We start from the raw sequence: 12,609 nt of genomic DNA on the forward strand, positions 1-12,609 counted from the left end.
GGTCCTGTCGACCCACGGGTCGGTAGGGTCGGGGCATGAGCGAAGAGCGTCCTGTCCGCCAGCCGTCCGCCGTCGACCGCGTCGCCGAGGACTGGGTCACCACCCTCGTCGACCTCGACCCGACGACCGCCACGTACATCGGCGTCCCGGGGCGCACGGGGGAGTATGGCGACACCTCGCCCGCCGGTGCCGCCTCGATGGCCGAGGCCGCGCGCGGTGCGAAGCGTGCGCTCGACGCCGCTCCCGCCGTCGACTCCGTGGACCAGGTGACGAAGGCCGACCTCGGCGCCGAGCTGGACCTGGTGCAGGAGTCGTACGAGCGCAAGCTGCACCTCCGCGACCTCAACGTCATCGCGAGCCCGGCGCAGTCGGTCCGCGAGATCATCGACCTGATGCCGACCGCGACCGAGGGCGACTGGCAGGACATCGCGAGCCGGCTGCACGCGCTGCCGGACGCCCTCGAGGGCATCCGCGAGACCCTGCTCGAGGGCACCCGCGAAGACGTCACCCCGGCCAAGCGCCAGGTCGCCCTGGTCGCCGAGCAGGCAGCGCGGAACGGCGCCGAGGACGGCTTCTTCGCGCGCCTCGCCGAAGGCGCCGCGTTCGACGACGGTTCGCCGGTGCCGGACACGCTCCGCGCCGAGCTCACCCGCGGAGCCCAGGTCGCCTCGGCCGCGTACCGCTCGCTCGGGCAGTTCCTGGAGCACGAGCTGCTGCCGCTCGCCACCCCGGTGGACGCCGTCGGTCGCGAAGCCTACGAGCTGCACTCGCGCCGGTTCCTCGGTGCGGTCGTCGACCTCGACGAGACGTACGAGTGGGGCCTCGAGGAACTGGCGCGCATGCGGGACGAGCAGGAGCGCATCGCCGACCGCATCGAGTCCGGCGCGAGCGTCGCCCGGGCGATCGAGGTGCTCGACACCGACCCGTCCCGGATCCTGCACGGAACCGACGCGCTGCAGCGGTGGATGCAGGAGACGAGCGACGCCTCGATCGCCGCGATGGCCGGAACCTACTTCGACATCCCGGACCCGATCCGTCGTCTGGAGTGCCGGATCGCCCCCACGCAGGAGGGCGGCATCTACTACAGCGGCCCCTCCGACGACTTCTCCCGTGCCGGCCGCATGTGGTGGTCCGTGCCCGAGGGCGTCACCGAGTTCGGGACCTGGCGCGAGAAGACGACGGTCTACCACGAGGGCGTCCCCGGACACCACCTGCAGATCAGCCAGGGCGTCTACAACCGCGGCGAGCTGAACACCTGGCGCCGACAGCTGTCCGGGTCCTCCGGGCACGTCGAGGGCTGGGCGCTGTACGCCGAGCGGCTGATGGAGCAGCTCGGGTTCCTCGACGACGACGGCGACCGGCTCGGCATGCTCGACGGGCAGCGGATGCGTGCGGCCCGCGTCGTGCTCGACATCGGCGTGCACCTGCAGAAGACGAACCCCGACGGCGGCGGCTGGACGTGGGAGTACGCGCTCGACTTCATGGGGCAGAACGTCAACATGGACCCGGCGTTCGTCCGGTTCGAGGTCGCCCGGTACTTCGGGTGGCCGGGGCAGGCACCCTCGTACAAGGTCGGCCAGCGCGTCTGGGAGTCCATCCGCGACGAGGTCGCGGCGCGCGAGGGAGCCGAGTTCGACCTGAAGGCGTTCCACCACCGGGCGCTCTCGCTCGGCAGCATCGGCCTCGACACCCTCCGGACCGCGCTGGTCGGGTGACGCGCCGTCGACACGCCCGGTTGTGGGGCCTCCGCCGGTGCGGTTAGACTTGTGCGGCGCAATCCGCGCCACTCAATCAATCGCCACGGCGGTGCACCACGGGGGCCGAGTCCCCGCACGCCATGGCCCGACTCATGTCCGTTCGGAGCAATCTCTACATGACAACCACTACGACCAAGGCTCCTAAGCAGGTCGCCATCAACGACATCGGTTCGGCTGATGACTTCCTGGCCGAGGTCGAGAAGACCCTGAAGTTCTTCAACGACGGTGATCTCATCTCCGGCACCGTCGTGAAGATCGACCGCGACGAGGTCCTCCTCGACGTCGGTTACAAGACCGAGGGCGTCATCCCCTCGCGCGAGCTCTCGATCAAGCACGACGTCGACCCCAACGAGGTCGTCGAGGTCGGCGACGAGGTCGAGGCCCTGGTTCTCCAGAAGGAGGACAAGGAAGGCCGCCTCATCCTGTCGAAGAAGCGTGCGCAGTACGAGCGTGCGTGGGGCGACGTCGAGAAGATCAAGGAGTCCGACGGCGTCGTGACCGGGACGGTCATCGAGGTCGTCAAGGGCGGTCTCATCGTCGACATCGGCCTCCGTGGCTTCCTCCCCGCCTCACTCATCGAGCTCCGTCGTGTCCGCGACCTCACGCCGTACCTCGGCCAGGAGATCGAGGCCAAGATCCTCGAGCTCGACAAGAACCGCAACAACGTGGTCCTGTCGCGCCGTGCGCTCCTCGAGCAGACGCAGTCCGAGTCCCGGACGACGTTCCTCAACAACCTCCACAAGGGCCAGGTCCGCAAGGGCATCGTGTCCTCGATCGTCAACTTCGGTGCGTTCGTGGACCTCGGCGGCGTCGACGGTCTCGTCCACGTCTCCGAGCTCAGCTGGAAGCACATCGAGCACGCCAGCGAGGTCGTCGAGGTCGGTCAGGAAGTCACCGTCGAGATCCTCGAGGTCGACCTGGACCGCGAGCGCGTGTCGCTCTCGCTCAAGGCGACGCAGGAGGACCCGTGGCAGGTCTTCGCCCGCACCCACGCGATCGGTCAGATCGCACCGGGCAAGGTCACGAAGCTCGTCCCGTTCGGTGCCTTCGTCCGCGTTGCCGACGGCATCGAGGGGCTCGTGCACATCTCGGAGCTCTCGAACAAGCACGTCGAGCTCGCCGAGCAGGTCGTGTCGGTCAACGACGAGGTCTTCGTCAAGATCATCGACATCGACCTCGACCGTCGCCGCATCTCGCTCAGCCTCAAGCAGGCGAACGAGGGCGTGGACCCGGAGAGCGACGAGTTCGACCCGGCGCTCTACGGCATGCCGACCGAGTACGACGACAAGGGTGACTACAAGTACCCCGAGGGCTTCGACCCGGAGACCAACGAGTGGCTCGAGGGCTACGACACGCAGCGCACCGAGTGGGAGGGCCAGTACGCGGCCGCCCAGGCGCGTTGGGAAGCCCACAAGGCGCAGGTCGCGAAGACCATCGCCGACGAGGCGCAGGGTGGCTTCGACCTCCCGGCCACGGCTTCCTCGTCGTCGTCGACCTCGTCGTTCGCCGGCGAGACGGGTGGCGCAAGCCCCCTGGCCGACGACGCGTCGCTCGCTGCACTCCGCGAGAAGCTCAGCTCGACCAACAACTGATCGAGCGGTTCGTCCCGACCGGAAGCCCGGCACCCCTGACAGGGTGCCGGGCTTCCGGCGTTTCCGGGCATCGGGGTCGTTACCCTGTTGCCGTGCACATCATCGGACTCACGGGCGGCATCGCCGCGGGCAAGTCGACCGTCTCCCGGCGCTGGACCGAGCACGGGGCCGTCGTGGTCGACGCCGACCGACTCGCGCGGGACGCCGTGGCACCCGGCAGCCCGGGCCTGGCGCAGGTCGCCGAGCGGTTCGGACCGTCGGTGATCGCCGCCGACGGTTCCCTCGACCGGCCGGCGCTCGGGTCGATCGTGTTCGCAGACGCCGCGGCGCGGAAGGACCTCGAAGCCATCACGCACCCCGAGGTCTGGCGGCTCGCGCAGCAGGCGTTCGACGCCGCCGAGGCCGCCGACCCCGACGCCGTGGTGGTCTACGACGTGCCGCTGCTCGCCGAGGCCCGCGGCTCGCGCCCGCTCCGGTTCGACGCGGTCGTGGTGGTCGACGCCCCCGCGGCGCAGCGCATCGAACGGCTCGTCGAGCACCGCGGGATGGCCCGTGACGAAGCCGAGCGTCGCGTCGCCGCCCAGGCGAGCGATGCCGAGCGTCTCGCCCTCGCCGACCACGTCGTCGACGCCACCGGGACGCTCGAGCAGACGATCCGCTCCGCTGACGAGGTGTGGGCGCGGATCACGGCATGAGTCACCGTCTGCTGCTGGTCCTCGCCGCGATCGTCCTCGTGGCGATCGGGGCCGGTTCGCTCGTCGCCGCGAACGTCCTCGGTGCCCAGCGTGTGGCGGACAACGGCCGGGTCGCGGTGCACGAGCGGCCGTCGGGTGACGAACACGGGCCTGACGGCGAGTTCCACCGGTTCCGGCTCGGCACGGTGAACGGTGAGCGGCTCACCCCGAACCGCGACGACTTCGCCGCCCGCACGTCGGCCGACGGTCCGCTCCTGTTGTTCCTGCCCGCGACCCGGGCCCGTCCGGCCGAGTACCAGCGGTTCCTCGGGGCCGCGTTGGCCGACGGCTACCACGTGCTCGGCCTCGACTACTGGAACCTCGGTCGCACGCTGTCCGGCACGTGCGAGGCGGACGCGCGCTGCTACGGCATGGTCCAGCGGAACCGCTTCGACGGCACCCGGCCGTCGGAGTTCAGCGCGGTCAGTCCGGCCGGGTCCATCGTCTCGCGCTTCCGCGACGCCGTCGCCTACCTCGACGACCACGACCCCGACGGCGGCTGGGGGCGGTTCGTCCAGGGCGACGACCGCATCGTCTGGAACGACGTCGTCGTGGCCGGACACTCGCAGGGCGGCGGAGAGGCGGCGTACATCGCGCACATCCGCAGTGTCCACGGCGCGCTGATGTTCTCCTCGCCCGTCGAGTCCCGTGGGCCGTCGCACGCAGCGTGGATGGACCGCCCTGGCCGGACACCGGTCGACCGGATGTACGCCATCGACGACGTCCGTGACACGTTCGGCCCCCGCATCACCGGCTCGTGGGACGTCCTCGGGCTGAGTGGCGTGTCCGGGCCGTTCGAGACGGACACCACCCCGCCCCTCGCCGGCGCGGACCCGCACGCGATCCTCACCGACCTCGGCGGCGACGGCAAGGCGCACTCCCTGATCATCAAGGACTCGACACCGCTCACCCGTGAGGGCGTTCCCCGGATGCTCCCGCTCTGGCAGTGGATGCTGCACCGGTTCTCCACAGATCCCGCTGTTCCCTCCGACCGCTCATAGGGTCGCGCAATAGCCTTCCTGCGTGCAGCCCGTTCGCGATGAACCCGACCTGCGCTCGCTCATCCGGGCCCGTGCGGCCGACGGGGGCGAGCGCCGCTTCCTCGAGGACGCTCGCTCCGAGCGCGTCCTGACGTACCGTGCGCTGGACGACGCGGTCACCGCCTGGTCGCGGACATTCGACGCGATCGGCATGGCCCCGTCGGGTGCGGTCCTGGTCGACGTGGGCGACCCGCTCGCGTTCGCGGTCGTGCACCTGAGCGCCGTCGCCGCAGGTCTCCGGGCGATCCCCGTCGACACCGGCCAGCCGGCCACCGAGCCCGGCCGTCTCGCCGACCTGATCGGCGGCGCGTCCATCGTCGTGTCCGACCGCGCGGTGGACGCGACCGTCCCCGGGGCGCCGGCCAGCGGGATCGACCCCGCCACGTTCCTCCCGACCGCCGTCCGTGACGGCGACCTGCCCGCCGACAGCCCGCACGCGCCGGGTCAGGGGTCCGTCGTGCTGTTCACCTCCGGGTCGACCGGCACGCCGAAGGGCGTCGAGCTGCCCGAGACGCAGCTGCTGTTCGTCGCCCGGGCCGTCGCGCGGCACAACCGGCTGGTGCCGGACGACCGCGGGTTCAACTCGCTGCCGCTGTTCCACGTCAACGCCGAGGTGGTCGGGCTGCTCGCGACGCTCGTCGCCGGCGCGACCCTGGTGCTCGACCGGCGCTTCCGCCGCACCGGTTTCTGGGACCTGCTCGCCGAACGACGGGTCACCTGGCTGAACGCCGTCCCGGCCGTCCTGGCCGTCCTGGCGAAGACCGGGCCGCTCGAGTTCCCGTCGGGCCTGCGGTTCGTGCGCAGTGCGTCGGCGCCGCTGCCCGATCCCGTGCGCGCCGCCCTCGGCGACGTGCCGCTCGTCGTGAGCTGGGGCATGACCGAGGGTGCCTCGCAGATCACGGCGACCCCGCTGGACGAACCGGCCCGGCCGGGGACCGTCGGGGTGCCGGTCGGGTCCGAGGTGCAGGTCCGCGGCGAGGACGGCTCGCTCCTGGCCGCCGACGAGATCGGCGCCCTGTGGGTGCGTGGTCCGGGGATCGTCCGCGGGTACCTCGGGGGCCGTGCGTCCGAGCGGTTCGACGCCGACGGCTGGCTCCACACCGGTGACGTCGGCTCCCTGAGCGCGGACGGCTGGGTGTCCCTGGCCGGGCGTTCCGACGACGTCATCAACCGCGGTGGCGAGAAGGTCTACCCGTCCGAGGTCGAGGACGTCCTGCTCGGCGATCCACGTGTGCTCGAGGCGGTCGTCGTCGGCCGCCCCGACGACGTGCTCGGTGCGGTCCCCATCGCCTACGTGATCCCGCAGCCCGACGAACCCGTCGACCACGCAGCCCTCGTGGCTGATCTCGTGGCCCGGGCGGAGGCGCACCTGACGCGGTTCCGCCGACCGGTCGAGGTCATCGTCGTGCCCGACCTGCCGCGTGCACCCACCGGCAAGGTGCAGCGTGCGAAGGTCCGGACCATGGCCCGACCCTCGTGAACCGACCAGCACGCGTGTCCCCGGCGTCGATCGGCGGTGAGCCGGGGGTGCAGACGCCGACGCGCACGGCCGAGGGCAAGCCCCGGCACCTGTACGAGGTCGACGTGCTCCGCATCCTCACGTTCGCGTGCGTGATCGGGGTGCACACCACGAGCCACACCTCCGCCGCCGACGACGTCGGGCTGAACGCGCTGCTCGCACTGCTGCACTTCACCCGGCTGGTCTTCTTCTCGCTGACCGCGTTCGTGCTCGTGTACAGCTACACGTTGCGGCCGCGGCCGATGGCGCAGTTCTGGCCGAAGCGGTTCCTGCTCGTGGGCGTGCCGTACCTGGCGTGGTCGTTCGTGTACGTCGCGGCGGCGTGGCTGCTGAGCCCGACCCGCCGTGGCGACGTCCCGGACCTGGTGCGCACCGCGGCCGAGGGCATCGTCACCGGCACCTCGTGGTACCACCTGTACTTCCTGCTCGTGACGATGCAGGTGTACCTGCTCCTGCCGGTGATCGTCTGGCTGGTGCGCCGGACCCGCGGGCACCACGTCACCGTGCTGGTCGTGGCGTTCCTGGTCCAGCTGGTGGTGTTCGCCGGGTACAAGTACTTCCCGGCGAGCGACGCGTGGATGCAGGGGTACCAGAAGCAGTTCTTCTTCTCGTACGTCTTCTTCATCGTCTCGGGGGCGATCGCCGCCGACCACGCGGACGCGTTCCTGCGGTTCATCCGGGTCCACCGGCGTTCGGTGCTGTGGGCCTTCGCCGGCGTCGGTGGGCTCACCCTCGGCGTGTGGGCGCTGCAGGTCGGCCTCGGGCAGTCCCTCTACGCCGCGGGGACACCGCTGCAGCCGATCCAGGTGGTCTGGAGCACCGCGGTGTTCGTCGGGTTCCTGGCGATCGGCGCCGCCTGGGCGGACCGCCGGCAACCCGGCAGCCGCACCGCCCGGTTCGTCGACTACGCGTCCGATCGCTCGTTCGGCATCTTCCTGAGCCACCCGTTCGTCATCTGGATCCTGCTCCACGGCGACAGCTGGCTCGAGGCGGTCGTGCCACGGCCGTGGCTCACCCTCGTCACCTACGTGCTCGTGCTGGTGCTGTCCGTCGCGGTGACCGAGCTGTTCCGGCGGACGCCGCTCAGCGTGCCGCTGACCGGCCGGCCGTCGTTGTCCTCGCGGGCGTCGAGAGCGGCGCGGGCGCGTCGTTCCGCGGCCGCGACGGTGCCCCCGCGGTCCCCGGAACCGGTTGAGCCGGACGACGCCCTCGTCGGCGAGACCGACGACGTCGGGCGGCGCGCCGCGCGCTGAGCGCCCGCGCGCAGAGCGCACCGCGCACCGCGCAGCTCTCGTGCGAGGTTCCGTCCGTGGTGCGATGGTGACGCCGTCCCACGGACTCCGGAACCTCGCACCAGCCGTGCGGGGCGGTGGACGCGGGGCGGGCAGCCTGGAGGCACGTGGCGGGCCCGACCCGCGCCTCCAGGCCGTCGCGTGCGGACCACCAGGGCCGGCGCCCGTTCCGCGCGTCGCCCTCAGGCCGGGCGCTGCTCGGCCTTCGGGGTGCCGATCTCGAGGACGCCGTCGGTGGAGGTCAGCCGCTGCGGCTTCATGAACCAGGCGACGACGGCCGCGGCTCCGAGCAGGACGCAGGAGAGCGCGAAGGGCACCTGCCAGCCCGAGGCGTCGATGAGCAGGCCGAACACGATGGGCGAGACCACACCGGCGATGCCGAACCCGGTGTTCATGAAGCCCGAGGCCGTGCCGGACCACTGCGGCGCGACGTCCATCGGGATCGCCCAGAGGTTGGCGTTGCAGAGTTCGAGGAAGAAGAACGACAGGGCCAGCGAGATCGTCGCGACGAGCAGGCCCTGCCCGATCACGAGCGGGATGAGGCAGAGGAGTGAGCCGCCGAGCCCGATCACCAGGATGGTGCGGCGGGCGTTCCGGGTGTTCCCGCCGCGGTGGATGATGCGGTCGCTGAGCATCCCACCGACCGTGTCCCCGACGACACCGGCCAGCAGGATGAGGGTGGTGAACAGCGCGAAGTCGCCGATCTCCAGGCCGTAGGTGGAGCTGAGGAACGTCGGGAGCCACGTGAGGAACACCCACAGCGTCCAGCCGTACCCGAAGTCGACGAAGGTGACCGGCAGGATCTGCTTCGCCATCTGCCGCCACGGCACCGGGGGACGGGTCGCGCGGGTCTCGACCGGCGGGAGCTCGGCGAGCTCGACCTGCGTGATGCCCTTCGCGGACTCGGGCTTGTCGCGGAACCAGACGAACCAGACGACGGCCCACGCCAGGGACAGCACCGCGGTGGCGAAGAACGCCCAGCGCCAGCTGCCCGTCGCGCCGATCACCCAGGCGACGATGAGCGGCGCCAGGGCGTTGCCGAGCCGTGCCGCCGAGTGGACCACGCCCTGGGCGAAGCCGTTCCGGTCGCGGGGGATCCACCGGCTCATCGCCTGCGTGGCGGTCGGGAACGCGGCGGCCTCGCTCAGCCCGAGCAGGGCCCGTGCGGCGAAGAGGGTCCAGAAGCCGACCGCGAACCCGGTCCAGAGCGTCGCGACGCCCCAGATCACCGTGATGACGAAGAGCGCCCTGCGCGGGCCGAACTTCTCGCTGATCGTGCCGCCGAACACCTGCAGCAGGGCGTACGGCAACGAGAACGCGGAGACGATGAGGCCGGCGGTCGCCTCGTTGAACCCGAACTCCTCGGTGATGTGCGGCAGCGCGGTCGAGATGTTCGTCCGGTCGATGTACGAGATCGCGTACATGCAGCAGAGCAGGACGAGCACGCGCCCGCGGATGCGTCCGCGGAACGGGGTGCCCTTGATCGGTGCGGCCGGGGTCGCCGTGGTCATGAGGCCTCTTCGGGGGAGTGGGAAGGAGTCGGGTGACTGAACGGATCGGACGGTATGCCCGGCCACCATCAGTCGACTTGGAGCCTGCTTGCAGCGGACAATACGCCGAGGGCGAGCAGGGGGCCTCGGTGTCAGGGGTGCCGACTACCGTTGTCCCCATGGGTGTTGCGATCGAACCGACCCGAGCGGTGCGTCCGTTCGAGGTCATCAGCGAGTACTCGCCGAGTGGCGACCAGCCCGCGGCCATCGCGGAACTCGCCGGGCGGATCAACGCCGGTGAGACCGACGTCGTGCTGCTGGGTGCGACCGGTACCGGCAAGTCGGCGACGACCGCGTGGCTCATCGAGCAGGTGCAGCGGCCGACGCTCGTGCTCGCGCACAACAAGACCCTCGCGGCGCAGCTCGCCAACGAGTTCCGCAGCCTGATGCCGAACAACGCGGTCGAGTACTTCGTCTCGTACTACGACTACTACCAGCCCGAGGCGTACGTCCCGCAGACGGACACCTTCATCGAGAAGGACTCCTCGGTCAACGCCGAGGTCGAACGGCTCCGGCACTCCACGACGAACTCGCTGCTCAGCCGGCGCGACACCGTGGTGGTGTCCACCGTCTCCTGCATCTACGGTCTCGGCACCCCCGAGCAGTACATGAACGCATCGGTCGCGCTCCACGTCGGCCAGACGATCTCGCGCGACCAGCTCGTCCGCAAGTTCGTCGCCATGCAGTACCAGCGCAACGACGTCGACTTCGCCCGGGGCACGTTCCGGGTTCGCGGCGACACCATCGAGATCATCCCGATGTACGAAGAGCACGCGATCCGCATCGAGATGTTCGGCGACGAGATCGAAGCGCTCTCGTCGCTGCACCCCCTCACCGGCAACGTCATCGACGACCTGCCCGCCGTGTCGATCTTCCCGGCCTCGCACTACGTCGCGGACACCGACGTGATGCACCGGGCGATCGCCTCCATCAAGGAAGAACTCGCGGAACGGCTCGCCGAACTCGAGGGCCAGGGCAAGCTGCTCGAGGCCCAGCGCCTCCGGATGCGCACCACGTTCGACATCGAGATGATGGAGCAGATCGGGTTCTGCTCGGGCATCGAGAACTACTCCAGGCACATGGACGGCCGTGGTCCGGGCGAAGCACCGCACTGCCTGATCGACTACTTCCCCGACGACTTCCTCATCGTCATCGACGAGTCGCACGTCACCGTGCCGCAGATCGGCGCGATGTACGAGGGCGACGCCTCGCGCAAGCGCACCCTCGTCGAGCACGGGTTCCGCCTGCCGAGCGCGATGGACAACCGCCCCCTGAAGTGGGAGGAGTTCCTCGAGCGCGTCGGGCAGAAGGTCTACCTGTCGGCCACCCCCGGGCGCTACGAGCTCGGTGTCACCGACAGCGTGGTCGAGCAGATCATCCGCCCGACCGGCCTGATCGACCCCGAGATCGTGGTCAAGCCGAGCGACGGCCAGATCGACGACCTGCTCGAGGAGATCAAGCAGCGGGTCGAGAAGGACGAGCGCGTCCTCGTCACCACGCTGACCAAGCGCATGGCCGAGGAACTCACCGACTTCCTCGGGAACGCGGGCGTGCGCGTTCGGTACCTCCACTCCGACGTCGACACCCTCAAGCGCGTCGAGCTGCTGACCGAGCTGCGGCAGGGTGTCTACGACGTGCTCGTCGGCATCAACCTGCTGCGCGAGGGCCTCGACCTGCCCGAGGTGTCGCTCGTGGCGATCCTCGACGCCGACAAGGAAGGCTTCCTCCGCTCGTCGACGTCGCTCATCCAGACGATCGGTCGCGCTGCCCGCAACGTGTCGGGCCAGGTGCTCATGTACGCCGACAAGATGACCGACTCGATGAAGACCGCGATCGAGGAGACCGATCGCCGTCGTGAGAAGCAGGTCGCCTACAACCTGGAGCGGGGCATCGACCCCCAGCCGCTGCGCAAGAAGATCGCCGACATCACCGAGGTCCTGCAGCGCGAGAACGACGACACGAAGGCGCTCCTGCAGGGTCGCCCAGGCTCCGACGGTCGTCGGTCGCCCACGCCGAACCTCAAGCGCGGCGGCATCGCGGGCGAGGGCGCGACGCAGCTCGGCGCCACCATCGCCGACCTGAACGACCAGATGCTGCAGGCTGCGGCCGAGCTGAAGTTCGAGCTCGCGGCGCGACTGCGCGACGAGGTGCAGGACCTGAAGAAGGCCCTGCGCCAGATGGAGTCGGCCGGGCATGTCAGCTGACGGCGCCCGGACGGTCGTCGTGACCGGTGCGAGTGCCGGGCTCGGCTACCACGCCGCCGAGCAGCTCGCCGCGGCGGGGCACCGTGTGGTGCTGGCCACGCGCGACCGCCGCCGGGCGGAGGCCGCCGAGCGCAGCATCCGGCGGCACGTTGACGGGGCCTCGCTCGCCCACGTCCACCTCGACCTCGCCGACCTCGACTCGATCGACGCGGCCGCCCACGAACTCGCCGCGCTGGAACCCGACGGCGTCGACGCGGTCGTGAACAACGCCGGGGTCGTCGGGGCGTCCACGCGGGGGAGCACGGCGCAGGGCACCGAACTGCAGATCGGCACGAACCACCTCGGACACTTCGCGTGGACCGCGCTGGTCCTGCCCTTGCTCGAACGACGAGCCGGCCGGGTCGTGCACCTCGGGTCGATCGCCCACCGGTTCGCCCAGCTCGACGCGACCGATCCACTCGGGGTCGGTCGGTACTCGAGCCACCGCCAGTACGCCAGGAGCAAGCTCGCGGTGATGCTGTTCGGCTTCGAGCTCGCCGAACGACTGGCGGACTCGGGGTCGTCCGTGTCGAGCGTCGTCGCGCACCCGGGCCTGTCGCTCGACCGACTGTCCCCGGCCCGCCCGGACGTCAGCCCGACACGGCCCGAACCCGAGTGGATCCGTCCGGCGCAGCGCCTCGTCGCCCAGGGCAAGGACGTCGGCGCCCAGCCGCTCGTGCACGCTGCCGTCGGTGCGGACGTGCGCTCGGGGGAGTACTGGGGCCCGGCGGGCTGGATGCAGCTCCGTGGCCCGGCCACGGTGGTCGCGGCCGAACCACGGGCGCACGACCGGACGGTCGCAGCCCAGCTCTGGGCGGCGAGCGAGCGTGCATCGGGTGTCGCGTTCGCTCTCGACGCACTCGTCTGACCCTCCATCCCGGC

At 70.6% G+C, this 12,609-nt stretch carries 9 protein-coding genes; 8 read left to right on the forward strand and 1 reads right to left on the reverse strand.

Annotated elements, in window-relative coordinates; translation table 11 throughout:
- Positions 1 to 35: 35 nt before the first annotated feature.
- From DEJ00_RS03405 to DEJ00_RS03430, 6 genes are all read left to right on the forward strand, one after another.
- Positions 36 to 1,715 carry a DUF885 domain-containing protein gene (locus DEJ00_RS03405; RefSeq protein ID WP_111056411.1) on the forward strand — a complete coding sequence of 560 codons (1,680 nt, stop codon included), beginning with the start codon at positions 36 to 38 and terminating at the stop codon, positions 1,713 to 1,715.
- A gap of 158 nt (positions 1,716 to 1,873) precedes the next feature.
- A complete protein-coding gene (rpsA, locus tag DEJ00_RS03410; RefSeq protein ID WP_027465699.1) occupies positions 1,874 to 3,349 on the forward strand; it encodes a 30S ribosomal protein S1 in 1,476 nt (491 codons plus the stop codon).
- Positions 3,350 to 3,441: 92 nt separating this feature from the next.
- A complete protein-coding gene (coaE, locus tag DEJ00_RS03415) occupies positions 3,442 to 4,044 on the forward strand; it encodes a dephospho-CoA kinase (RefSeq protein WP_111056412.1) in 603 nt (200 codons plus the stop codon).
- Positions 4,041 to 5,084, forward strand: coding sequence for a hypothetical protein (locus DEJ00_RS03420; protein WP_146247865.1), 1,044 nt, complete (start codon positions 4,041 to 4,043; stop codon positions 5,082 to 5,084). Before coaE ends, DEJ00_RS03420 begins: the two co-directional genes overlap by 4 nt.
- Before the next feature lie 22 nt (positions 5,085 to 5,106).
- Positions 5,107 to 6,603 (forward strand): class I adenylate-forming enzyme family protein, encoded by a 1,497-nt coding sequence (locus tag DEJ00_RS03425; RefSeq protein ID WP_111056414.1) that lies wholly within the window; start codon positions 5,107 to 5,109, stop codon positions 6,601 to 6,603.
- Positions 6,600 to 7,895, forward strand: a complete 1,296-nt coding sequence (locus DEJ00_RS03430; RefSeq protein ID WP_111056415.1) for an acyltransferase — start codon at positions 6,600 to 6,602, stop codon at positions 7,893 to 7,895. The genes DEJ00_RS03425 and DEJ00_RS03430 overlap by 4 nt, the downstream gene beginning before the upstream one ends.
- Positions 7,896 to 8,116: 221 nt before the next feature.
- Here DEJ00_RS03430 and DEJ00_RS03435 read toward each other — a convergent pair whose 3' ends face one another.
- Complete coding sequence (locus DEJ00_RS03435; protein ID WP_071244739.1) at positions 8,117 to 9,445, reverse strand: MFS transporter; 1,329 nt, start codon at positions 9,443 to 9,445, stop codon at positions 8,117 to 8,119.
- A gap of 170 nt (positions 9,446 to 9,615) precedes the next feature.
- Here DEJ00_RS03435 and uvrB point away from each other — a divergent pair, with 170 nt between their 5' ends.
- Together uvrB and DEJ00_RS03445 are read left to right on the forward strand one after the other, a co-directional pair.
- Positions 9,616 to 11,688 (forward strand): excinuclease ABC subunit UvrB, encoded by a 2,073-nt coding sequence (uvrB, locus tag DEJ00_RS03440; protein ID WP_027465695.1) that lies wholly within the window; start codon positions 9,616 to 9,618, stop codon positions 11,686 to 11,688.
- Positions 11,678 to 12,595: an SDR family NAD(P)-dependent oxidoreductase gene (locus DEJ00_RS03445; RefSeq protein WP_111056416.1), complete on the forward strand. Its 918-nt coding sequence runs from the start codon at positions 11,678 to 11,680 to the stop codon at positions 12,593 to 12,595. The genes uvrB and DEJ00_RS03445 overlap by 11 nt, the downstream gene beginning before the upstream one ends.
- Positions 12,596 to 12,609 lie beyond the last annotated feature (14 nt).

It is taken from the genome of Curtobacterium sp. MCLR17_039 (assembly GCF_003234745.1).
Lineage (GTDB): Bacteria > Actinomycetota > Actinomycetes > Actinomycetales > Microbacteriaceae > Curtobacterium > Curtobacterium flaccumfaciens.